We start from the raw sequence: 20,784 nt of genomic DNA on the forward strand, positions 1-20,784 counted from the left end.
GCCCCTCCGCCAACGGCGGAGGGGCCCTCGGTCATTGCCCGAAAGCCTGGGCACGAAGGGCGGGGACGGGGGCGGATCGACGAAGAAGTCGTTGCCCTTGTCGTCGACCACGATGAAGGCCGGGAAGTCCTCGACCTCGATCTTCCAGACCGCCTCCATGCCGAGCTCCTCGTACTCCAGGACCTCGACCTTCGGTGTGAGGGGAGGGAAGGGGCCCGGTCCGGGGCGCGGAACCCGTCAGGTCCCGGGCCGCGCCGGCCGTTCCGGGGCGGCCGCACCGACCACGCCGTAGGAGCGGCCTTCGGCGACGAGCTCTCCCAGCGGGGTCATGCCGAACCCGTCGACGTGGACGCGCCACGAGGCCCGGTTGGTCATCTCGATGAAGGCGACCACCAGGTCGGCCCGGCCGGACGCCGCCTCGATCGCGGTGGTGAACAGCCCCCTGGCAACCCCCTTGCCCCGGTGGGCCGCGGCGACCACGACGGGGCCGTACAGCAGCCAGCGCGCGGAGCGGAGCGGTCGGCCCCGCCACCGCAGGGAGTCCTGCGCGCCGAGCAGGGCGAGGACGGGCGGCGGCGGTTCGGGCATGCTCTCGGGCGGGATCAAGCCGAGCAGCCCGGCGAGGTCCCCGTCTTCGTCCGCGACCAGGAGGCCCCCGGCATCGGCCATCGAGCGCAGCGCAGACTCGTCGAGGGCGCCCTGCACGAAACCCTGCTCGGAGCGCTCCCGCTCGGTCAGCGCGTCGTGGTGGTTGGCCGCGAAGAGAGCGGCCATGGCCGGCGCGTCGGCCGCCGTGGCGGATCGGTAGTGCATGGCAGCGAGGCTGCCACGCACCGCGGCCCGTAGGCGGAAGATCGCTCCGCCCGGACGGTCGGTGTCGGTGCACGCGGAAGGGCTCCTGCTCCTCCGGCGGCGGCGCCCGCGCGCGGTCCGGTCACCCTCCAGATGCCCGGCGTCGCCCGCTGACCAGGCCGGTACGGCCGGCCGCCGCACCCAGCGCGGTGTGCACGAGCCAGCCCGCCGCGGCGCCGACCGCGTACCAGAACAGGTCGGGCGGGTTGAAGGTGGAACCGAGGACGAGCCGGGCGACGGCGCTGTGCCGGGACAGCTCGGCCGGCACCGCGGTGAGCTGCAGGAACTCCACCGCCCAGCTGATGGCCAGCGCACTCGCGGCGCGGCCAGCACGACCAGGGCGAGCACCAGGACGGTGTACAGCGCGTCGCCGCCGTACTTGGCCGCGTCCCCCGCTCCCACGGCCCTGAGCCCCAGCCCCGCGCCGACGGTCACCACCGCGGCCCCGGCCGCCGCGAGACGGATCGGGCCCGGTCCTGAGGCGGCGGTGCGGTCACGGGGCTCGGGCACGGGGTTCACGGGGGCCATACTGCCCGGCCCGAGTCGCCCCGCGGCGTGCGGGGACCCAGGATGGGAAGGGTGATGACCGTCCTGGTGGTGGGCGTTCCCGAAGGCGAGCAGCTGGAGCTGCTGCGCTCGGGCATCCAGCGCAACCCGCACTTCCGGGTCGTCTCGCACGCCGACGTCCCCGCCGTCGCCCTGGCCCACGCCCGGGTCCTCCTGCCGGACATCACGGTCCTGTCCCTGCCCGCCGGGGTGGACGGCCTCGACACGGTCCCCGACGTCCTCGACGTCTTCCACGGGGTGCGCGCCCTGGACCCCCCGAGCGGGGTGGTGCTGCGCACCGCCGCCGTCGGCGTGCCCCGGGCGGTGTCCGGCCTCGCCGTCGACGGAGCCGTCCACATCGTGCGGGAGGGGGACTCCGAGGCCCTGATGCGGGCCCTGCGCACCATCGGACTGCGCCGGGCCAGCTGTGACCCGGACGAGATGCCCTGACAGCGCGGGCATCTCCCGAAGTCCACTGACAGGAGGTGTCAGTGGAGCGTGCGTACCTTCGCGACATGCCTTTCGCAGAGAAGTTCCTGACCGTGCACCCCCCGATCGTGGCCGGCGGCCGGTCCGTCAAGCGCTACCACGTCACCGCCGACCCGGCGGGCATCGATCCCGCCGTGGCGCAGGCGGCGTACGCCCTGCTGCCCGAGCTGTTGCCGGAGGCCGACGGCACGCCCCCGGCCACGTTCGTCATCGTCCACGCGTCCGCGGACGGCAGCGCGTACCTGAACGCGTACAGCTGGGTGTGGGACAACGTCCTGCACTTCGGCGGGGCCGCCGCGGGCCAGCCGGTGCTCGGCTGCCCCGACCGGGACGCGACCCACTTCGTCAAAGTGGACCGCTCCTGGATCGGCTGCGTCTGGGAGCTGGCCCCGCTCGGCCACGAGCGCGACGCCTGGATCCGGCACATGCTGGCACCCGAGCGGCCCGAGGACCGCGACCTGGACGCCTACCTCGCCGATGCCTACGTCCCGTCCCACATCCGCGCGTAGGCGTCCGCGGCCGGCGTCCGCGAGCCCCGGACCGGTGGTCAGTTCTCCAGGCGGACGGGCATCAGGAGGGAGAACGCGTCCTCGGTGTCGGTCCGGCGGAACGCGAGCGGCGCGGTCGGGGTGCCGAACTCCAGGACCAGCCGGTCCCGGGCCCCGGCGGTCAGGGCGTCCAACAGGTACGCGCGGTTGACCGCGACGAGGCCCTGGTCGTCGTCCCCGTCCTCGCAGACGGTCACCGCACCGTCGGCCGCCACCTTCAGCAGGGTGAGGTCGTGGGACGAGCCGTCCTCTTCGCGCACCTCGCTCGCGCGGACCGGGCCCGTCTCCACCGCGTCGCGGAAGTCCGCGACGTCGACGACGGCACGGCGCCCGGCGGGCAGGCGGACGAGGCGGCGGTAGTCGGGGAAATCGTGGTCCAGGCAGCGCCCGGCCGTCTGGCGTTCGCCCGTCTCCAGGGCCACGCGGGCGCCGTCCACGGTGAGCCGGGCGGAGGCGTCCTCGCTCAGCAGCGCCCGCATCGCGTCGGCGAGCGGGGACGGCACGAGGATCTGGACCCGGGGTCCGGCGTGCCCGGTGGTGGCCGCCCGTGCGACGGCCAGCCGGTACCGGTCGGTCGCCACGACCCGCAGGGCCTCGCCCTCGATGTCGAACAGGACGCCGCCGAGCATCGGCAGTTCCGGATCGGTGCCGGCGGCGAACCGGACCGCGTCCAGCGCGGCGGCCAGCTCGGGCGCCGGGACGGTCAGCCGGACGGTCGTGGCGGCCGCGCCGGCGGTGGCAGCGCTGCTGGCGTCGGTCGTCGGTGTGGTCATGGGGTTCTCCCTGAGTTCGAGTAGCGCTCGGATCGTGGAGAACTCGCCGCGGGCATCGGACAGGCCCCGTTCGAGTCGGCGCAGATGCGCCTCGAGCAGCCCCCGCACCAGATCGGTGTCGGCGCCGCACCAGCCGGCCAGCACCAGCCGGATGTCCGCCAGCGGCATGCCCGCCCGGCGGAGCCGGGCCAGCAGCCGGGCCTCCTCCAACTGCTCGGGGCCGTACCAGCGGTAGCCGCTCACCGGATCGACCCAGGCCGGGACCAGTACGCCGGCGCCGTCGTAGAACCGCAGCGCGCTCACGCCCAGTCCGCTCGCCCGGGCCATCTCGCCTATGCCGCGCATCTCGTTCTCCACACCCGGAACCCTGATCCCTCCACCAGGTCGAGGGTCAACCCCGGCCGGTCGCCCGTACACCGACCAGCATGCGGGAACCAGTGCCGTGCCGGCCGCCGGGCCGCGGGGCCGCCGGGCCGCGGGGCCGCCGGGCCGCGGGGATCCGGCCACGCGTTCGCCGGTGCGCCGCGTTCCCTCAGGCTTGGGCACCCCTCCCGGCCCGGGCGTCCGCGGCGATCTCGCGCGCCCGCTCCCTGACCTCCGGTGTGGCCTTGGCGGGTGACCCCATGTCGAAAGGGGGCCGCGGGTCGTACTCGATGAGCAGCTGGATGGCCTGCGCCGTGACCGCGTCCTCGATGCGGGCGGCGAGCGCGAGCGCCATGTCGATGCCGGACGAAACACCGGCCGCGGTGACGACCTTGCCCTGGAAGACGACCCGCTGCTCGGTGGAGGAGGCGCCGAAGGACTCCAGCCGGTCGATCGAGTTCCAGTGGGTCGCGGCCTGGAGGCCCTCGAGGATTCCGGCGGCGCCGAGGAGCAGTGCCCCGGTGCAGACGGAGGTCGTCCACCGGGTGTCCGGGTGCACCTCGCGCAGCCAGCGCACGTACGGGGCCGAGGGATCGGCGAGGGCGCGGGAGCCGGGGCCGCCCGGTACGACCACGGCGTCGCAGGAGCCGATGTCGCTCAAGGCGGCGTCGGCCGTGATGCGCAGGACACCGCTGTCGGCCCGCACCGGTCCCGGCCGCTCGGCGGCGAAGACCACTTCCGCGCCGGGCAGGAAGCGCAGGACCTCGTACGGGCCGACGGCGTCGAGCGCCGTGAAACCGGGGTAGAGCGGGAACACGATGAGCATGGGCTGATGTCCTTCTCGGTCAGTTCTTCCGGGGACCCGCCGTGCGCAGGTCCGCCGCGCACAGGTCGGGGCCGATGAACGGCAGCAGCCGGGCCGTGGTCCCGGTGGCTTCGAGCAGGCCGTCCAGGACGCCCTGGTGGACGGCGCACACGACCTCGGGCCGGGTGCGGGCCAGCTCCCGGTACGGGCAGTCGTGCAGCAGTACCCGCCGGGTGGCGGGGTCGGGCCCCGGCTCGACCCGGGGCGCGAAGCCCATCCGGGCGGCCACGGCGAACACCCGCTCCGCCGGCGGCCCGCTCCCGGCCAGCCGGCGGCCCCAGCCGCGACCGGCCTCGCGGGACCCGCCCGGTCCGCCGCCCACCGCCGCGGCCAGGGCTTCGGCCAGCTCCCGGAAGGGGGCGTCGGCGGAGTGCTCGTGCGGATCGGCGCGGGTCGCCGCGTACCGCAGCCTGGGGCGGCCGCGCCCCGGCCCGGCCTCGGCGGTGGAGGCGATCAGGCCCGCGTCGGCGAGGGCCGCCAGGTGGTGGCGGACGGTGGCGACCGCAAGCCCCGTGGCAGCGGCCATGTCATCCACGCCCAACAGGCCGTCCGCCTCCCGCAGCAGGGCCATCAGGCGCCGACGCGACGGTACGGCCAGGGCGTGGTGGACGCGCTGGACATCGACGCCACGGGGCATTTCGGTCATGGCCCCAATATAATCGACGCTTATGCGCCAAAAAGGGAAGGAACTCCCTTCAGTCCGATGTGTCGCTCGGCGCGGCCCGGGCACTCCACCCGGTGTCGGGAACGGCGGCGGGAACAGGAAAGGGGCGAGCGGTGGCACGCAACGGCCAGGAGGCCGCCTCCTACAGTCGCCGGCTCGCACCCTCACCGGCGCTGCGGGGCATCGTGTCGGGCTATTCCGCCTATGCCTACGCCGGGGGAGTGGTGCGCCGGCGCCTGGTCGTCCCCAACACGATCGCCACGGTCGACTTCGGCTTCGGCGCCCCCGTCCGGACCCTGGGCATGGCCGGCGACCGCAGTTACAGCACGGCCGCCTCCCGGGCCGATCTGCCCGCCACCGTCGCGGTCCGCGCCGAGCACGAGGGGGACGTCCGCGGCGTGGTGGTCCGCATGCCCCCGATGGGCGCCTACCGCCTCTTCGGAGTCCCGATGTCGCAGTGGCGCCAGCCGCACCTCGACCCCGTCAGCCTCCTTCCGCGCACCCTGCGGCACCTGCCGGAGATGCTGGCGCACGCACCGGCCGGCGAGCGGCTGCGCCTGCTGGACGCCGCGCTCGCGCCGCTCCTCGACCGCGGCGCGCGCGTCTCCCCGGAGGTGATGTGGGCCTGGCACGAACTGCACCGCGTGCGCGGCCGGATCCGGGTCGGCCGGCTGGCCGCCGACACCCTGTGGAGCGTGCGCCACCTGGAGCGGCGGTTCCGTGAGCAGATCGGGCACTCTCCCGCGGCCATCGCCCGCATCCTGCGCTTCACCAACGCCCTGCGGCTCCAGAAGCAGGGCCTGCCGCTGGCCCGCGTCGCGGACCTCGCCGGATTCCACGACCAGGCCCACTTCCACCACACGGTCCGGGCCGTCACCGGCATGACCCCCACCCAGTTCCTGCGGGGCGGCCGGATCGAATGGAACGCGGATTCCCCGCCGGAGCCGGCCGCTCCGGGCCTCCCGGCCGACGGGAGGGTGTCGGGCCCGCCCCGGTGACCTCGAGAAGCCGTACGGTGATACCGCAGCCGGAGGGCTCCATGGCATCCACGCTTCCCGACCCGCACCCGGGGCCGCACGACCCGTACGGGGCCCCCGCGGCGCCCTCGCCCTCGGACCGGGTCGGCCACGTCGAAGCCCACGGCATCGACCACGTTCCCGAGCGGGAACGCCACGGCCACGCCCGGGAGCTCTTCATACGGATGTGGGACACGGCGACCGGCCGCTGCGTGCGGACCCTGGAAGGGCACACCGAAGACGTGTACGGCATCGCGCTGACCCCGGACGACCGGTTCCTGATCTCCGGGAGCTCGGACGGCACCCTGCGGCTGTGGGAGCTCGACTGGTAGCCGAAGCCGTCCTGCCCGCAGGCCGCGTACGCCTCGTACGGGTGGGGCGCCGCCACGCCGTCGGCCGCCTCGACCACGTGGGCGACGCCCGGGCCGGGGTCCGTCCCGGCGGCACTGTTATCGTCCGGGAATGCCCGAGCTGATCACACCCACCGCCCGCTTGTACGATTCGTGGCTCGCCGCGCGGGAGGAATGGGGCCCCGACGCGCACATGGACGGCGCCGGGCTCGGCTCCGACGACGACGTGGAGAGCCGGGAGGGCTTCGCCGCGTGGGCGGAGCGGCTGCGCGGGTACGGGGACCGGACGCTTCCGCTCGAACAGGGGCGCGTCCACGCCACGTACTGGTGGATCGCCGAGGGCGACGAGTACCTGGGCGCCATCGACCTGCGGCACTACCTGAACGGGTTCCTGCTCGACGCGGGCGGCCATATCGGCTACAGCGTGCGCCCCTCCGCCCGCCGCCGCGGCCTGGCCACCTGGGCCCTGTCCGAGGTCCTCCACGAGGCACGGCTCCTGGGAATGGACCGGGTCCTGCTCACCTGCGACCCCGGGAACCGCGCCTCCATCCGCACGATCGAGAACGGCGGCGGCGTCCTGGAGGACGTCCGGGAGACCCTGATCGGCCCCAAGCGGCGCTACTGGATCGACCTCTAGGTCCGGTAGGTCCGGCCGATCCAGTGGGGGACGATCCCCTACCGCGGTGCCGGGCGGGGCGGGAACGCCGGCGACGCCGGTGCCGGGCCCAGGGTGGTGGTGCCGGGGGCCGCCCGGTGGCCCAGGCCCGTGCGGTAGGCGTCCAGGGCCGCCTCGGTCCGGCCGCCCCGCCGCAGCAGGTCGCCCAGCAGCCGGCACAGGTCGGCCAGATCGCCCGTCGCCCCACTGCGCTCCAGCAGCGCCAGGGCCTGCACGTAGTGCTCCTCGGCCGACTCGCTCTCGCCGCGCTCCTCGGCCATCAGGCCGAGGAGCCGGTGCGCGCCGCCCGCGTGCACCGCGCCGTGGCTGTCCCCGAGCTCCAGCAGCGCCGAGAGCAGCTCGGCGGCCTCCTCGTACCGCCCGAGCCGGCGCAGTACGTCGGCCAGTTCGACTTCGACCTGCGCGGTGTACAGGGCCGCGCGACCGGCCGAGAGCATCTCCCGGGCCGTACGCAACTCCCGCTCGGCGGAGCCGAGTTCCCCGTTCTGGGCCTGTACGTAGCCGCGCATCCAGTGGCAGTGCGCCAAATCGGTCCGCAACCGCAGCTGCCCGTAGATCGCCTGAGCCTTGGCGAGTGAGGCGTCGGCGTCGGCCACGCGCCCCTCGGTGAGGAACGTCCGCGCGACCTGTCGGTGCATGCCCGCGACCAGAGCCGGGTCGCTGACCTGCGGGGCCAGCGACAGGGCGACCTCGGCCGCGTGGGCGGCCCGGGCGTGGGCGCCCATGTCGATGTACGGCCCGATCACCGCGGCGTAGAGCAGCACCAGCGCCTCGGGGTCGGCCAGCCCGCTCGTCCCCAGCTCGTCGATGGTCGATTCGAGCAGGTAGCAGGCGTACCGCAACTCCCCGGCGAGCAGGTGTGCGACGGCGCGGCCGCGGATCGGACGGGCGCGGCGGGGGAGCGGCTCATCGGCCAGGAGCCGCTCGGCGGCCTCGAAGTGGCGGATCGCGTCGGGCAGTTCACCGGACTCCAGGGCGCAGTCGCCGAGCCCGAGCAGGGCCTCGGCGCACACGTCGGCGAGGTCCGCGTGCTCCGCTCGCGCGAGCAGGCCCCGGTAGCGGGCGGCGGCCTCGTCGGCGGCGCCGGCGGCGAGGAGCTGCTGGGCGTCGGTCAGGGCGAGCCGCAGCTCGGTGGCCAGGCGGGCGGGGCGGCCGGTGGCCAGCTCCTCGTAGGAGGTGCCGCGCCGCCCGGCGATGAAGCGCAGCGCCGCCTCGGAGGGACGCACCTTGCCCGACTCCAGCGTCGAGATGTAGGCCGGCGTGTACGAGGGTTCCGCCAATTTCCGCTGTGTCAGCCCGAGTTCGGTGCGCATGCGCTGAACCCTGCGGCCGATCTCGGCCGGTTCGTCCATGGATTCCCCCTGGTCGCTCGAACTCCCCAGTATTCAGGGGGAGCGGGCCATTGCGCACCCGTCGTGCGCCACCTAGTTTAAGCAACCGATTCAGCACGATTAACTCTTCACTTAACTTCCTTTCCCGGGGGAGGACTTCATGCGTCACACCAGACGTCCAGCCGTCCGATCGGTCCTGCGCGCGGCCGTCGCGGCGGCCTGCGCGACCACCGCTCTACTGGTCGCGGGACCCGTCCGCGCGGCCGAGGCTCCGGCCGCGCCGCGGGTGGAAGCGGGGGCGGGGGTGGAAGTGGAGGTGGAGATCCCCGGGCCGGAGGTCGGCGGCAACGCCGGATCGGGCCACACCCGCGTACCCGCCGGCGGCACTGCCAAGACCGGCGCCCGGCTCTCCGAGTCCGAGCGGGCGGCCGACGGCGACGTCGCCAAGCTCGTCGACAACGGCCCCACCGCCGACCGCCTGGACGTCGTCGTCATCGGCGACGGCTACACGGCGGCCGAGCTCGGCAAGTTCCACGCCGACGCGCAGGCCAAATGGGCCGAGGTGACGGCCGTCGAGCCGTACACCACCTACCGGAACCTCTTCAACGTCTGGACGGTCGACGCCGTCTCCCGCGAATCGGGCGTTTCCGGCGACCCCGACCGGGAGGCCGTCCGCGACACCGCCCTCGGCTCGTACTTCTGGTGCGAGGACATCGAGCGGCTGCTGTGCGTGGACCAGCCCAAGGTGGACACCTACGTCGCGAAGGCACCCGAGGCCGACCTCGTCATCGTCCTGGCCAACAGCGCCAAGTACGGCGGCGCGGGCTACAACGAGCCCAGCGCCACCCTCGGCTACGAGGGCATATCCACCGCCTCGGCCGACAACGCCAAGTCCGGCCAGGTCGCCATCCACGAGACCGGCCACTCCCTGGGCAAGCTCGCCGACGAGTACTTCTACCCCGGGGTCCCCGACTACGAGAAGTACACCGGCCCCGAGCCCGCCGAGTCCAACATCTCCACCCTGTCCGCGGACCGGCTGGCCCGGCAGCGGGCCAAGTGGTACCGCTGGCTGGGCGAGCCCTCGCCCGACGGCGGCACGGTCGGCGCGTACGAGGGGGGCGGCTACTTCCTCACCGGGCTCCAGCGGCCCACCGACAACTCCCTCATGCGGGTCCTGGGCAAGCCCTTCAACCTCCCCGGCGTCGAGTCGATGATCGGCGGCTTCTACCGGCACGCGAGGATCGTCACCCCGCTCACCCCCACGGACCGCGCCCTGCGGTGGCGCCACACCGCGAAGGTGACCGTGCCCCGGCTGACCGGCGCGGACGGCCGACAGCTCGTGGTCCGCTGGTACCTCGACGGCCGGGAGGTGCGGCGCCTGGAAGGCCGGACCGAGGTCCCGATCGCCGACCTGCGGCTCCACGACCTCCGGACGCACAAGCTGTCGGTCACCGCCGAGGACCGCACCCCCTCGGTCCGCGACCCGAAGACCGCCCGCACGCTGCGCACCACCGTCGACTGGAACGTCCGCCTCTGAGGGACCTCCCGCAGACGGGCGAAGGCGAGGTCCCCCGGACGGGGTGCCGCACGGAGTGGTGTCCGCCGCGGCGCCGTACGGATGCGCGCATAGTGCCCTTGTGACGCACAACCGAACGCCGCAGCTCCGCGCGGCCCCCGACCGCCCCGTCGTCGGGTGACCGCGCCCACCGAGGGCTGGCGCCCCGACGGATGGGACGTGCGGGCCCGGCTCGGCGTGCTGACACCGCACGCGGACGTGGGCCCGGAATCCGAGCTGCGCGCGATGGCACCGGCCGGCATCGGCCTGCACACCGCGCGCGTGCCGTTCGGCGCGATGCGGCAGGGCGGCACCATGGATCCGACGATCCCCCTGGCCCCCGTCCGGGACTTCGCCGCGCCGCCCCATGTCGACGAGGCCGCCGCGCAGTTGGCCGCGGCGCCCCTCGCGGCGATCGCGTACGCGTTCACCAGCTCGGCGTACGTCATCGGCGCGCGGGGCGAGGCGGCGATGATCGCCCGCTTGAGCGCCCGGGCGAACGGCCTCCCGGTGGTGGCCACTTGCGCCGCGACCGTCGACGCCCTGCACGCGGCGGACGCCACCCGCCTCTGCCTCGTCGACCCGCCCTGGTTCGACCCGGCCCTGAACGACCTGGGCCGGGCCTACTACGAGGCGGCGGGCTTCGACGTCCGGTTCTCCGCCCCCTGCGCCCTGCCCAGCGGCCAGTCCCTGATCCGGCCGGGCGACCTGCACGACTGGGCCGCCGGCCATGTCCCCGACGACGCCGAAGCCGTGGTCATCGGCGGCAACGGCCTGCGGGCGGTCGGCGTGATCGAGGCCCTGGAGACGACCTCGGGCCGGCCGGTGTTCACCGCTAACCAGGTGCTGCTGTGGTCGGCCATGAACGCGGCCGGCACGCACACGGACGACGTCACGGGCTACGGGCGGCTCTTCGCCCTGTCCCCGCGCTGACCGGCCGCGGGGGCCGGGACGGATAATGGCAGCGTTCTGACGTGCACCGACCCGAGAGACGAACACACGATGATGCGAGAAGAAGGCCGGCGGGTGAAGCTGGCGGCGGACACCAGGCTCACCGATTGGGTCGCGTTGACGGAAGGGCCCGCGGACTCGCCCGAGACCGTCGCCGGGTCCGTGTCCCTGGCGGCGGGCACGGAGGGCACCGTCGAGCGCGTGGTCCAGCACGACCACCAGAGCGCGGAAGCCCGTGAGTACGAGCGGCTGAAATCCCTCCTCGACTCCTTCGGCCGTGAGATACCCGAGGAGAGCCGGCGCCGGCTCGAGGAGCAGGTCGGCGGGCTGGAGCCCGACTGGGCCGCCTACCTCGCGCAGCGCGACCGCGTGACCCTCACGGTCCGCTTCGACAACGGCTTCATCCTCGAAGACGCACGGGAAGACCTCTTCACGCCCGCCTGACGCGCGCCGGTGAGGCCGGGTCAGGCGTCCAGGGGGTGCCACGCCGGGGCGTCGCCGTCGTGGCGGACGTGTCCGAAGACCACGTCGGCGAGGTGGACGCCGAAGCCGATCGTGCCGGGCTCCGCCAGTTCGGCGACGAGGCGGCGGCGGTGTTCGGCGGTCTTCGCGAGGTCGTGGTCGAAGGCCGAGGACCATGCGGGGTGGTCGATCTGGATCGGCGAGTGCAGGGCGTCGCCGAAGGCGATCAGGCGCCGTCCGCCGCCGGTGATGACGTACTCGGCGTGCCCGACGGTGTGGCCCGGGGTGATCCGCACGCTGACTCCGGGGAAGACCTCCTGCCCGTCGGTGATCGTTCGCACGCGGGGCGCGAGGGCCGCGACCTGCTCGGTCATGCCCTGGGCCTCCAGGAGGTCGCGCCGGTCCCACTCCGGCTCCGAGACCAGGTAGTCGGCGTGGGCGAACACCGGCCGGTCACCACCGGGGGCCGGGTGGCAGGCCCAGCCGAGGTGGTCGGCGTGGAGGTGGGTGAAGGCCACCGCCTCGATGTCCGCGGGTTGGCGGCCGAGTTCGGCCAGGCCGTCCGTGAGCGCCCCGCCGTGGATCGTGTCGATGGGGCCGTCCGCGGACGCGTGGGTCCGGGGGCCGAAGCCCGCGTCGATCAGCAGCGCGCGGTCGCCGTGCTCCACCAGCAGGGCGCCGACGCTTCCCACGAGGAGCCCCGCGGCGTCCAGGTACTCGGGGTGCGCGGCCCACACCTCGGCGGTGGTGTCCGGGAGCAGGCGCAGCGGCCGCAACCGCACATCGCCGTCCGGTACGTACGACACCTTCGTGTCCCCCAGCCGGATCGAGCGGATTCCCGCCGGCCGGCGCAGTCGTACGTCCTGAGCCACCGTCACGTCAGCCATGGTTTCACTCCTGTGATTCATCGTCAGATCGATCGCCGACGGTCTCCCGGGGCGACGACGCCAACCATAAGCATCAAGTTCGAATGATTCAAGCTGTAAATATTTCGCCTTGACGGATTTGTTAGAGTGGGGGCATGACGACGTCTTCCGAGCAGGCCATCGCCGAGCGGCAGCTGTGCGGTCTGGTGAACGGACTGGCCCAGCGGATCGCCGAGCACGTGCGGGAGCGTGCGGCCACCCTCGGGCTCACCGCGTCCCAGGCGACCGCGCTGCGGGAGATGAGCGGACCGATGACCATGCGGGAGCTCGCCGAACGCATGAGCTGCGAGCCCTCCAACACCACGTTCGTCGTCGACAAGCTGGAGAAGCAGAGCCTCATCGAGCGCCACCCGCACCCCACCGACCGGCGCGCCAAGCACCTCGTCCTGACCGCTGACGGCGAGGCGCTGCGGGCCCGTCTCCTCGGACTCCTCGCGATGGACTCCCCGCTGTCCGGCCTTGAGCCGCAGGAGCAGCGCGTCCTGCGCGGCCTGCTCGAGCGGGCCGTCACCTCCCGCTGAGCCGACGCCGACGCCGACGCCGCCGTACGGCGACCGGGCAGGTCAGGGGCTTGCGCGTCCGATGGTGTTGACCGCTCGACCCTGACGCGCCCCGGTGTGCCCTGACGCGTCCTGTCGTGGCGAGGGCCGTCTTTTCCGCGAGGAGGAGGCGACCCTTCTCCTTGTTCTCACCTCTGGTTGAGGCGCCATCAATTCTGGTTGATTAATCGTCTGTTTGTGCGTACCTTCCTCGTGTGGCGGAGATCGCCACGACAACTTCCCTCTCGTCGCCCGGTGGTTCCCGGGTCACTCCGCCCTGCCCGAAACAGGAGACAAGCGTGTCCAGTTCGACGGTCCGCCGCATGGTGACCCGGTCACTCACGATGGTGGCGATCGCCCCCGGGCTGATGCTCATGAGCGCCGGGTCGGCTGCCGCGAGCGTCGGTTCGAACATCAGCGGCTACGTCGCCCCCGTCGGCGGGCGCGGAGGCGACGCCGGTGGCGAGCTGGGCCGGGTGCGGTGGGCCGACTGGGACGGTGACGGGAAGGCGGACCGCCTCACGGTCGCGGACGGCGGAGCGGTGGACGTGTCGCTGAACCGGGGCGGTGACGGGCACGGCGGCTGGGAGCCGCTCGGCCAGATCTCCGCGGGGTCCTGACCGCGGCAGGGTACGGGGTCAGCCGTCACGGGGGTGCGGCTGACTCGGGGGTTCAGCCGTCACGGGGGTGCGGCTGAACCGGAGGGTCGGCTGTCACGGGGGTGCGGCCGACCCGGGGTCCAGCCGTCACGGGGGTGCGGCTGACCCGCGGACGGGAGAGGTGAGGCGTGGGGGGACGCCTCACCTCTCCGCGCCGGCCAGCGAGGGCAGGGCCCTGGACACGCGGATCATGAGGTCGCGGTACTCGGTCTCGGCGGAACGCAGGGCCCGGGAAGCCCGTACGCCCTGTTCGGGTGCGGTGGGCGACCCGCTCCTGCGGCGGTCGGCCGCCGCCGTGAACATGGCGGCGAAGGCGATCGCCACGGCTTCCGGCTCGGGCGTCCCGCCCTGCCGCGCCCCGTGGTAGGCGCCTTCGCGCACGTCGTCCGAGCAGTAGGCGCGCAGTTCGAGCATCCAGTCGTGGAGGTCGGTCATCCGGTGCATCAGGTGCTGCTCGGGGCTGGAGAACCAGGGCGCGGTGAGCAGGACGGGCTGCCGGGCGGTGCACGGGGAGGGGCGGACGGTGCGCCGCAGGTGCCGCAGCGCGGCGAAGTCCCGCAAGGGGTGCACCGCGTGCGCCCCCAGCCAGGGGCCGACCACGGGCAGCAGCAGGCCGCACGCGGCCACCATGCCGTTGAGGGAGATGACGATCGACATCCAGCGCTCGAGGGCGTACCACTCCCGCCCGGTCCAGCACGCGGCGATCATGACCAGTTTGGTCAGGCTGAAGATGCCGTTCACCAGGAAGCTGACCGCGAGGAGGACCAGTCCCACGCGCAGCGACCTGCCGCCCGCCGCGACTCCGTCGCGCGCCGTGCTCCTGCGGATGGCGAGCGACCAGCTCCAGCACGCCACCGAACCCGCCAGCGCGGCGACCGCGTTGGCGAAGATGTAGATGACGAGCATTTCCCAGATGAAGGGGGTGGTCGCGTAGTAGAGCTCGAAGTCGACCAGTCGCTCGTCCGGTGCCTCACCCAGGCAGAAGCAGACGACCACGGCCGCGATCACCAGGGCGAAACCGGCTATCCAGCCGCGCACGCGCGTCCGGGCCCGCGCCTGGCGCCGCGAATCCGCCCGCCAGTGCTCCATGAGCACCACGCAGGCGCACGAGTAGGCGGACACGATGCAGTAGACCAGCGGAGCCGAGAAGTTGCTGACACCGGTCAGCTGGTTGACGAACCTGATGGTCGGCGGAGCCGAGAAGAGGAAGGCGGCGCAGGTCAGGATGAGCAGCGAGTTCACCGTGCGGACCAGTGGGTTGCGCCAACCCCGCACGAGTGCCGGGAACTTCGCCAGTACGGCGACGCCCAGGGCGGTGGCCGGCACGTAGTAGTTGACGCCCTCGTGCACGTTCAGCCTTCCAGTGATGCCCAGATGCGGCCGGCCACTCCGTCTGTGGGCGTCCGGCCGTGCGTGCCCTCCAGGTGCGGGCGGAACTTGACGGCCAGCATCCGCCCGAAGGTTTCCGCGCGCCGCTCCTCGTCCAGGTCGGGGTCGGTCCGGGCGGCGACGTACGCCGCGGCGTCGCTGATGCTCCACCGGTCCCCGAGCATGCGGGCGGCGGCCGCCGCACCCGCGGCGCTGCCGTGGTGGCCGCACGGCCCCTCTTTGCGGTGCCACAGCTCGTGGCCGAGGATCACCATCTGGTGGATCGGCGAGGTGTTCGCCTCCACCGCGATGACCTCGTGGTCACCCAGGTCGAGCCAGAGCCCGCTGACCGTACCGGTGGGGAAGGGTTCCAGCATCAGGCGCACCTCGCGCCCGGCGCTCGCGCTGAGGTAGCCGCAGATCGCCTTGAACAGATCGACCGGATCGTCGGGAATCGGGCGCGGCAGCCCCCTGTGGAGCTCGTCCCGATGCCGCTTCATGTCGCGGGCGATGCCCATCGCGTGCCACCGTCTTTCCGGCCGAACGCACGGTCCCCCCATGCCTCGTCCACTGTCAGTGCCGGGGGACCGCACGTCTCCCGGCCCCGGCCCACCGGGTCAAACCGTTCTCGTCGGCCCGTCCGAGTCCGCCTTGGCCTCCCGGGCTCGTTCTTCCCGCGAGCGGCGTGCCACTGATTCGATGAGGGCGATGATCGGCTGCGCCGTGTCCTCCGGTACGTCGGCCAGAGCACGGGCCGCGTAACCGGCCACGCCCAGTTCGGAACTGAGGTAGGACGCAGTATCCCCCTGCCTCAGCCGTTGGAGGTACTCGTCCTGGCGTTCCACCGTCTTCTCCAGGAGGTCCTTGTGGATCTGCTGGAGCACCCGGTCGAGCGCCTCGGCGGGCGGGGCCACCAAGAATTCGATGTTCTCCCCGAAGAACCCCGCGATACCGGCCGCGTGATCGAGGTTCGGAGCCTTGCCAGTCTTGATCATCTTATCCAGCCACTGCGCGCTCGTACCCGCGCCGGTCGCGATCTCCGCGAGGGAGTACGCCCGCCGCCCGCCGTCCGCGAACGCTCTGAGGCGCGTCGCGCGCAGGAACAGGATCCGGTCGACCACCTGGCGGTGTCGGGCCTCCATCGGATCCGCCGCGGCGTCCGCGCCGGGGGCGGACGGTGCGTGTCCGCCCTCCAGCAGGGCCTCGACGATGTCCTCGGGCACCCCGGAGCGGAACGAGAGCCCGCCCTCGCCCCCGACCCGCAGGACCTCCTCGCGCGCGAGCCCCGCCCGTTCCAGGAGCGGGACGATCCGCTCGACGGTCGTCGAGGGGTCCGGGGCGTACCTGGCGCTCACGTGAACTCCCGCTCGACTGTGGGGTGGGGCCGTTCGAGCGGACCGGAGCCGCTCGCCCCAAGGGTAGCAACCAGAGTTGACCCTGCGACAGCCGTGGTTGCTCAGGTCATGTGGTTCCGGGCGCCGTCGGACACCGCGGGCCCGGGGGGCAGCAACTCGGTGATGGCGAAGGCGACCACGGCCGCCAGGATCACCACGGGCATCATGGCGGAGCTGCCCAGGAGCAGGACCACGAGCACCACGCTGCTCACCGGCAGCCGCAGCGTGATGGCCGCCGCCGCGGCCATGCCCGCCGCCATCGCCGGTACGACGCCCAGACCCGGCAGGGGCGAGAGCAGGACGCCCGCCGCGGCGCCGAGGAAGAGCCCCGGGAACACGGGCCCGCCGCGCAGACTGCCCAGGCAGAGCGCGTAGGCGGCGCCCTTGAACAGCAGGACGGCGAACAGGGCGCCGACACCCCACGCGTGCGGGTCGGTGGCGAGTTTGGCGAGGGTGGACTGGCCGGACGAGGCGACGTCCGCGGGTGAGCGCCCGGTGATCAGCGCGTAGAGCGCCGCGCAGGCCGCGGCGCCCAGCGCGCACAGGACCGTCCGTACGAGGGGTCGCGCCGCGACGTACGAGGCGATCAGCCGGGCTCCCGCCAGCAGCGGATGCAGGACCGCGGAGAGGGCCACGGCGATGGCCAGCGCCCAGAGCACGTCCGCCCCGTCCAAGCGGGGGATCGGGGCGGACAGATTCAGGGAGAGGTCGCCCGTCGCCAGCCCCGTCCAGCGGCCGAGCCCGGTGAACACCAGGGCTCCGACTCCGCTGGAGAGCAGGGCGGGGAGCATGACCGCGAACAGCTGCGGCCCGCCCACCCCCGCGACCTCGATGAGGAGCACCGCGGCGATCAGCGGGTTGCCGAAGATCGCCGAGACGGCCGCCGCCGCTCCGGCCGCACCCAGGAGGGCGGTGCTCCGCGCGGTCGCCGGCGCCTTCGCGAGGTCGCGGAACACCAGGGCCAGGCCGCCGCCCAGGGCGATCAGCGGGGCCTCCGGTCCCAGGACGGCGCCGAACGGCAGGCCGGCCACCGCCGCGAGGAGCACGCCGGGCAGCGCGGCCGACGAAGGGCCGCCGGTGTGCAGTCCCGAGGCGGGGACGTGGCCGCCCGCGCCGGGCAGGCGGGCGGCGACCAGGCCGACCGCGGTTCCGGCGACGAGCAGCAGGGGGAAGGGCCACCACCAGGGCGGTGCGTTCATTCCCATGGCGTGCGGGAGGTCCGCCCACAGACCGTGCTCCAGCTCGTGCAGCAGGACGAGGAACCAGAAGGCGGCGAGGGACACCGGGATGCCGATGAGCGCGCAGAGGGCGAGCGACTTGAGGTAGCCGGGGCTGCGGAGCAGCTGCCGCAGGACGTCCGCCTCCTGCGGCTGCGTTCCGGTGACCGGCGGGCCGGATCGGGCACGCGGCTCCGTCATGGGTCTCCTTCTTCCTCTTCTTCCTTCTCCTCCGGGAACCGCGCGACGTGCCCCCGCCTGCGCACCCCGATCCTGACCGCCCCGAAGAGGACCTTCGCGATCACCCCCACCACGATGAGGTCGGCGACGATCTGCGCGGTCGTCAGCGCGCGGGCGACCTGGGTGGCGGGTGCGATGTCCCCGAATCCCACGGTCGCGAACACCGTGACCGTGAAGTACAGCGCGTCGGTCCGGCTCAGCGCCTCCGAGAACGATTCCGGCAGCTCCCTCGCGAGCAGGAAGTACGACGCGGAGAACAGCAGCAGGAACAGCGGCACGGCGGTGGCCAGTACTTCCATGGCGCGCAGCCGCGGATGCTCCGCACGGGTGATGGCGGCGATCTGCCAGGCGATCAGGCCGCCGAAGAGGGCCATGCCGAGGACCAGCAGCGTGAGGGTCAGGGCGTCGAACCCGCGGTCCAGCGGGGCCAGGAAGTACAGCGCGGTCAAGAGGACGACGGAGGCCGCCGAGCGGAGCAGGTGCCCCGCCAGCACGCGCACGCGCCGCCGGCCCTCGTCGCTCATGACCCCTCCTCGCACCCGGACCGGGCGATCCCCGCACCTCCTCGGCCGGCAGAGCCGTACGGCCATTGCAGCATCCGTCCGATCGACCCGCACCTCTGGCCCGGGGGCCTCGGACGACACATCCCCGACCGGTCACAGCACTAGGGTCCGCCGTTCGCCGCAGGGGGCTGAGCGCCGCCCGAGGCCGCCCAGATCAGGGGGTGGGCGCCGCTGCCCGCCCGGTCGACCCACCGCAGCCGCTCCCGCAGGACCGCGGTGCGGTCGCCCGGACTCCGCTCGACCAGCCTGGTCAGCAGCGTGTGCGTCCTGCGCAGGGCCATCGGGGAGCCGGCGGCGGCGAAGACGATGTCGTCGACGGCGGTCCGGACGTACTGCTCCCAGTCCGGCACCGGGATCGTCACCCGCGACTCGCCCTCCTCGTCGGCGAAGTGCCCGATGGCCAGGTCCCGGTCGGCGAGGCGGGCCAGCAGGTCCTCCAGGCGGTCCAGGCAGTCCACCGCCGTGGCCGGATCGTTGACCGCCGGGGACAGGGCCCGCAGCGCGATGTCGACGAGGAGCCGGAACGGCAGTTGCGGATCCTGGTCGAAGGTGCGCTCCACCCCCGTCAGCACGGAGTCGCGCAGGGCCCGTTCGGGCAGCCGGCCGCCCGTCACCTCGGCGAGCGCCGTGCCCTCGGCGACAGAACGCCCCGGGGCGATGAGGAAGGCGATGGAGCAGCGGTGCGTCTTCGCCGCGGCGACCAGTGCGCGGACGTCCACCTGCTGGACCACGACCGCGGGTCCCGACCAGCGCAGGGTCACGCCGCCGCCGGGCATCGCGGGAGGGACCGCGGCGGGTCCGTCCGGATCGTACGGCCGCACGTACAGCGCGTCGTACAGCCGGTGCGCGCGGGTGACGATCGCGGTCAGCGCATGGGCGAGCTGGATCGAGTTGAACGCCTTCGTCTGGAGCGTCCGCATGAGTGCGAGCGCGACCAGGGTCAGCAGCATCGCGATGAACGGGACGACGACCGAGACGCTCCTGCTCGTGCCGATGGCCAGCCCGGCGGTGATGCAGAAGACGAAGACCCCGACGGTGAAGGCGAACGCGCGCCAGACGATCGGCTCGTCACGGAAGAGGCCGAGGCGCGGCGTGAAGGTACTGGCGGAGAACTGCACGACCAGGAACAGCATCGCGTAGATGATGCTCACCAGGCTGATGACGCCGAACCCGATGGTGAACAGGAGCGTCGCCACGCGACCGGACTCCATGCGCGGGCCCACCGCGAGCATCGGGGCCAGCAGTCCCAGCCCCAGCCCGACGAGCGCGCACACGAGCTGGGACAGGTCCCTGCGCACCGCGCGCGTGGGCCGGTGGAACGGTGTGGCACCCAGGCGCCGGTCCCCGGGCCCCGGGCGCCGGCCCCCGGGCCCGAAGCGGTCGGGCCCGAGGCGGTCGGGGGCATCAGCCGAGCCGGACATCCAGCCTCCTCAACGGTTCCTGTGGACGCAGCGCCGGTAGGGATGCAATCACGTGAGCAGTGCCACCGAGTGGCGAAATGCCGGATATCGGCATTTCCGTCATTGTTCTCGGGGAAGGGCGGCCGCGGCCGCCGCGAACCGCGTCCCGAGGAGTCCCACCGTGCCCGGACCGGAGGCCGCACTCCGCCTGCGCGTAGTCCCCGGCTGGATGCGGAAGCACACCCCGCTGCTGGGCCGGATCCTCGAGCAGCTCGCCACCGTGAGGATCCTGGACTGCGCGACCAGGCTGGCCGCCCAGGCCTTCCTGGGCGCCCTCCCGGCCGTCTTCGTCATCGCGGCCATCGCCCCCGACTGGCTCCAGGACCAGCTCGTCTCGTCCATCCGCACGACACTCGGGCTCCGGGACGCCGCACTGGACCAGGTGCGGTCGGTGTACTCCGCCACCGATCCGACCGCCGTCGTGAGCACGAGCGGGGTGGGTGTCGTGGTGACGCTGCTGTCGGCGACCGCGTGCAGCCGCGCCCTGCAGAAGACCTGCGAGCGCTCCTGGCACCTGCCCAAGGCCAAGGCCCGGGTCGCCGCGTGGCGGTGGCTGGCCTGGCTCGTCGTCTGGATGGTCGCCCTGCTCTTCCAGGGGCTGGTGCAGACGGCCTTCGGCACCGGCCGGGCCACCGGATTCCTCCTCGCGGCGGGCAGCGGGACCCTCCTGTGGTGGTGGACGCAGTACCTGCTGCTCGGCTCCCGGATCCCGTGGCTGCCGTTGCTGCCCGGCGCGTTGCTGGCCGGGGTCGGGGAGCAGCTCCTCACCCTGGCGTCGAGGGTCTACATGCCCCATGCCGTCGATCGCAGCATGCAGGAGTTCGGCAGCCTCGGCTCGGTCTTCGCCCTGCTGTCCTGGCTCATCACGTTCTTCATCGTCATCACCCTCTCCATCGCCGTCGGCTACGTGGTGGCCCACGAACCGCTCCCGGCGCGCTGGCTCCGCACGCCCCCGGACCCCCCGCCGCCGTGACGCC

At 73.3% G+C, this 20,784-nt stretch carries 24 protein-coding genes and 1 pseudogene; 12 read left to right on the forward strand and 13 right to left on the reverse strand.

The window, feature by feature from the left end; genetic code table 11:
• Positions 1-237 precede the first annotated feature (237 nt).
• Both DRB89_RS16625 and DRB89_RS16630 read right to left on the reverse strand, forming a co-directional pair.
• A complete protein-coding gene (locus DRB89_RS16625) occupies positions 238-813 on the reverse strand; it encodes a GNAT family N-acetyltransferase (protein ID WP_112449050.1) in 576 nt (191 codons plus the stop codon).
• 121 nt (positions 814-934) lie between these two features.
• Positions 935-1,380, reverse strand: a pseudogene (locus tag DRB89_RS16630) (DUF2809 domain-containing protein).
• Between the two features lie 54 nt (positions 1,381-1,434).
• Between DRB89_RS16630 and DRB89_RS16635 the strand changes: the two are divergent.
• Positions 1,435-1,848, forward strand: coding sequence for a response regulator transcription factor (locus tag DRB89_RS16635; protein ID WP_112449051.1), 414 nt, complete (start codon positions 1,435-1,437; stop codon positions 1,846-1,848).
• A gap of 65 nt (positions 1,849-1,913) precedes the next feature.
• Positions 1,914-2,396, forward strand: a complete 483-nt coding sequence (locus tag DRB89_RS16640) for a hypothetical protein (RefSeq protein ID WP_112449052.1) — start codon at positions 1,914-1,916, stop codon at positions 2,394-2,396.
• A gap of 38 nt (positions 2,397-2,434) precedes the next feature.
• Here DRB89_RS16640 and DRB89_RS16645 read toward each other — a convergent pair whose 3' ends face one another.
• From DRB89_RS16645 to DRB89_RS16655, 3 genes are all read right to left on the reverse strand, one after another.
• On the reverse strand, positions 2,435-3,565 hold the full coding sequence (locus tag DRB89_RS16645) for a MerR family transcriptional regulator (protein ID WP_239516186.1): 1,131 nt from the start codon (positions 3,563-3,565) through the stop codon (positions 2,435-2,437).
• 175 nt (positions 3,566-3,740) lie between these two features.
• Positions 3,741-4,397 carry a DJ-1/PfpI family protein gene (locus tag DRB89_RS16650; RefSeq protein ID WP_112449053.1) on the reverse strand — a complete coding sequence of 219 codons (657 nt, stop codon included), beginning with the start codon at positions 4,395-4,397 and terminating at the stop codon, positions 3,741-3,743.
• A gap of 19 nt (positions 4,398-4,416) precedes the next feature.
• Complete coding sequence (locus DRB89_RS16655) at positions 4,417-5,082, reverse strand: ArsR family transcriptional regulator (protein ID WP_112449054.1); 666 nt, start codon at positions 5,080-5,082, stop codon at positions 4,417-4,419.
• 131 nt (positions 5,083-5,213) lie between these two features.
• Here DRB89_RS16655 and DRB89_RS16660 point away from each other — a divergent pair, with 131 nt between their 5' ends.
• Genes DRB89_RS16660 through DRB89_RS16670 form a run of 4 tightly spaced genes read left to right on the forward strand, consistent with a single transcriptional unit; the run spans position 5,214 to position 7,103 of the window.
• The gene (locus tag DRB89_RS16660) at positions 5,214-6,098 is read left to right on the forward strand and encodes a helix-turn-helix domain-containing protein (RefSeq protein ID WP_112449055.1); all 885 of its coding nucleotides are present in this window, start codon (positions 5,214-5,216) and stop codon (positions 6,096-6,098) included.
• Between the two features lie 41 nt (positions 6,099-6,139).
• Positions 6,140-6,448: a hypothetical protein gene (locus tag DRB89_RS16665; RefSeq protein WP_112449056.1), complete on the forward strand. Its 309-nt coding sequence runs from the start codon at positions 6,140-6,142 to the stop codon at positions 6,446-6,448.
• Positions 6,430-6,591 carry a hypothetical protein gene (locus DRB89_RS42980; protein WP_162688606.1) on the forward strand — a complete coding sequence of 54 codons (162 nt, stop codon included), beginning with the start codon at positions 6,430-6,432 and terminating at the stop codon, positions 6,589-6,591. Before DRB89_RS16665 ends, DRB89_RS42980 begins: the two co-directional genes overlap by 19 nt.
• Positions 6,579-7,103, forward strand: coding sequence for a GNAT family N-acetyltransferase (locus tag DRB89_RS16670; protein ID WP_112449057.1), 525 nt, complete (start codon positions 6,579-6,581; stop codon positions 7,101-7,103). Before DRB89_RS42980 ends, DRB89_RS16670 begins: the two co-directional genes overlap by 13 nt.
• Before the next feature lie 38 nt (positions 7,104-7,141).
• Here the strand turns inward: DRB89_RS16670 and DRB89_RS16675 are convergent, their stop codons facing one another.
• Positions 7,142-8,494: a helix-turn-helix transcriptional regulator gene (locus tag DRB89_RS16675; RefSeq protein WP_112463319.1), complete on the reverse strand. Its 1,353-nt coding sequence runs from the start codon at positions 8,492-8,494 to the stop codon at positions 7,142-7,144.
• 139 nt (positions 8,495-8,633) lie between these two features.
• On the opposite strand from DRB89_RS16675, the gene DRB89_RS16680 reads away from it, so the two are divergent.
• The 3 genes from DRB89_RS16680 (at position 8,634) to DRB89_RS16690 (ending at position 11,423) form a co-directional block, all read left to right on the forward strand.
• Positions 8,634-10,010 (forward strand): M64 family metallopeptidase, encoded by a 1,377-nt coding sequence (locus DRB89_RS16680; RefSeq protein WP_112449059.1) that lies wholly within the window; start codon positions 8,634-8,636, stop codon positions 10,008-10,010.
• 156 nt (positions 10,011-10,166) lie between these two features.
• Positions 10,167-10,961, forward strand: a complete 795-nt coding sequence (locus tag DRB89_RS16685) for a maleate cis-trans isomerase (protein ID WP_112449060.1) — start codon at positions 10,167-10,169, stop codon at positions 10,959-10,961.
• A gap of 69 nt (positions 10,962-11,030) precedes the next feature.
• Entirely contained in the window at positions 11,031-11,423 is a 393-nt protein-coding gene (locus DRB89_RS16690; RefSeq protein WP_112449061.1) for a hypothetical protein, read from the forward strand.
• A 20-nt stretch (positions 11,424-11,443) separates the two neighbouring features.
• On the opposite strand, the gene DRB89_RS16695 is transcribed toward DRB89_RS16690, so the two are convergent.
• Entirely contained in the window at positions 11,444-12,328 is an 885-nt protein-coding gene (locus DRB89_RS16695) for an MBL fold metallo-hydrolase (protein WP_204357742.1), read from the reverse strand.
• Positions 12,329-12,462: 134 nt separating this feature from the next.
• Between DRB89_RS16695 and DRB89_RS16700 the strand changes: the two genes are divergently transcribed.
• Both DRB89_RS16700 and DRB89_RS16705 read left to right on the forward strand, forming a co-directional pair.
• On the forward strand, positions 12,463-12,888 hold the full coding sequence (locus DRB89_RS16700) for a MarR family transcriptional regulator (protein ID WP_112449063.1): 426 nt from the start codon (positions 12,463-12,465) through the stop codon (positions 12,886-12,888).
• Between the two features lie 317 nt (positions 12,889-13,205).
• Positions 13,206-13,526, forward strand: coding sequence for a hypothetical protein (locus DRB89_RS16705; protein ID WP_162688607.1), 321 nt, complete (start codon positions 13,206-13,208; stop codon positions 13,524-13,526).
• A gap of 180 nt (positions 13,527-13,706) precedes the next feature.
• Here DRB89_RS16705 and DRB89_RS16710 read toward each other — a convergent pair whose 3' ends face one another.
• The 6 genes from DRB89_RS16710 to DRB89_RS16735 all read right to left on the reverse strand — a co-directional run bounded on the left by DRB89_RS16710 (position 13,707) and on the right by DRB89_RS16735 (position 19,768).
• Positions 13,707-14,915 carry a DUF6545 domain-containing protein gene (locus tag DRB89_RS16710; protein ID WP_112449065.1) on the reverse strand — a complete coding sequence of 403 codons (1,209 nt, stop codon included), beginning with the start codon at positions 14,913-14,915 and terminating at the stop codon, positions 13,707-13,709.
• A gap of 2 nt (positions 14,916-14,917) precedes the next feature.
• On the reverse strand, positions 14,918-15,451 hold the full coding sequence (locus DRB89_RS16715; protein ID WP_112449066.1) for a toxin-antitoxin system, toxin component: 534 nt from the start codon (positions 15,449-15,451) through the stop codon (positions 14,918-14,920).
• A 99-nt stretch (positions 15,452-15,550) separates the two neighbouring features.
• Positions 15,551-16,288, reverse strand: coding sequence for a hypothetical protein (locus DRB89_RS16720; RefSeq protein ID WP_112449067.1), 738 nt, complete (start codon positions 16,286-16,288; stop codon positions 15,551-15,553).
• Positions 16,289-16,389: 101 nt separating this feature from the next.
• On the reverse strand, positions 16,390-17,745 hold the full coding sequence (locus DRB89_RS16725; protein ID WP_112449068.1) for a chloride channel protein: 1,356 nt from the start codon (positions 17,743-17,745) through the stop codon (positions 16,390-16,392).
• Positions 17,742-18,308 carry a potassium channel family protein gene (locus DRB89_RS16730; protein WP_112449069.1) on the reverse strand — a complete coding sequence of 189 codons (567 nt, stop codon included), beginning with the start codon at positions 18,306-18,308 and terminating at the stop codon, positions 17,742-17,744. Before DRB89_RS16730 ends, DRB89_RS16725 begins: the two co-directional genes overlap by 4 nt.
• A gap of 140 nt (positions 18,309-18,448) precedes the next feature.
• On the reverse strand, positions 18,449-19,768 hold the full coding sequence (locus tag DRB89_RS16735; protein ID WP_112449070.1) for a DUF2254 family protein: 1,320 nt from the start codon (positions 19,766-19,768) through the stop codon (positions 18,449-18,451).
• Positions 19,769-19,928: 160 nt separating this feature from the next.
• On the opposite strand from DRB89_RS16735, the gene DRB89_RS16740 reads away from it, so the two are divergent.
• Positions 19,929-20,780: a YhjD/YihY/BrkB family envelope integrity protein gene (locus DRB89_RS16740; RefSeq protein WP_239516187.1), complete on the forward strand. Its 852-nt coding sequence runs from the start codon at positions 19,929-19,931 to the stop codon at positions 20,778-20,780.
• Positions 20,781-20,784 lie beyond the last annotated feature (4 nt).

It is taken from the genome of Streptomyces sp. ICC4 (assembly GCF_003287915.1).
In the GTDB taxonomy this organism is placed as follows: domain Bacteria; phylum Actinomycetota; class Actinomycetes; order Streptomycetales; family Streptomycetaceae; genus Streptomyces; species Streptomyces tritrimontium.

Coding starts and splice junctions, on each gene's coding strand:
- DRB89_RS16635 (WP_112449051.1), top strand. CDS start 1,435: ATGACCGTCCTGGTGGTGGGCGTTCCCGAAGGCGAGCAGCTGGAGCTG.
- DRB89_RS16670 (WP_112449057.1), top strand. CDS start 6,579: ATGCCCGAGCTGATCACACCCACCGCCCGCTTGTACGATTCGTGGCTC.
- DRB89_RS16650 (WP_112449053.1), bottom strand. CDS start 4,397: ATGCTCATCGTGTTCCCGCTCTACCCCGGTTTCACGGCGCTCGACGCC.
- DRB89_RS16735 (WP_112449070.1), bottom strand. CDS start 19,768: ATGTCCGGCTCGGCTGATGCCCCCGACCGCCTCGGGCCCGACCGCTTC.
- DRB89_RS16680 (WP_112449059.1), top strand. CDS start 8,634: ATGCGTCACACCAGACGTCCAGCCGTCCGATCGGTCCTGCGCGCGGCC.
- DRB89_RS16655 (WP_112449054.1), bottom strand. CDS start 5,082: ATGACCGAAATGCCCCGTGGCGTCGATGTCCAGCGCGTCCACCACGCC.
- DRB89_RS16695 (WP_204357742.1), bottom strand. CDS start 12,328: ATGGCTGACGTGACGGTGGCTCAGGACGTACGACTGCGCCGGCCGGCG.
- DRB89_RS16715 (WP_112449066.1), bottom strand. CDS start 15,451: ATGGGCATCGCCCGCGACATGAAGCGGCATCGGGACGAGCTCCACAGG.
- DRB89_RS16700 (WP_112449063.1), top strand. CDS start 12,463: ATGACGACGTCTTCCGAGCAGGCCATCGCCGAGCGGCAGCTGTGCGGT.
- DRB89_RS16690 (WP_112449061.1), top strand. CDS start 11,031: ATGATGCGAGAAGAAGGCCGGCGGGTGAAGCTGGCGGCGGACACCAGG.
- DRB89_RS16725 (WP_112449068.1), bottom strand. CDS start 17,745: ATGACGGAGCCGCGTGCCCGATCCGGCCCGCCGGTCACCGGAACGCAG.
- DRB89_RS16665 (WP_112449056.1), top strand. CDS start 6,140: ATGGCATCCACGCTTCCCGACCCGCACCCGGGGCCGCACGACCCGTAC.
- DRB89_RS16640 (WP_112449052.1), top strand. CDS start 1,914: ATGCCTTTCGCAGAGAAGTTCCTGACCGTGCACCCCCCGATCGTGGCC.
- DRB89_RS16730 (WP_112449069.1), bottom strand. CDS start 18,308: ATGAGCGACGAGGGCCGGCGGCGCGTGCGCGTGCTGGCGGGGCACCTG.
- DRB89_RS16625 (WP_112449050.1), bottom strand. CDS start 813: ATGCACTACCGATCCGCCACGGCGGCCGACGCGCCGGCCATGGCCGCT.
- DRB89_RS16675 (WP_112463319.1), bottom strand. CDS start 8,494: ATGGACGAACCGGCCGAGATCGGCCGCAGGGTTCAGCGCATGCGCACC.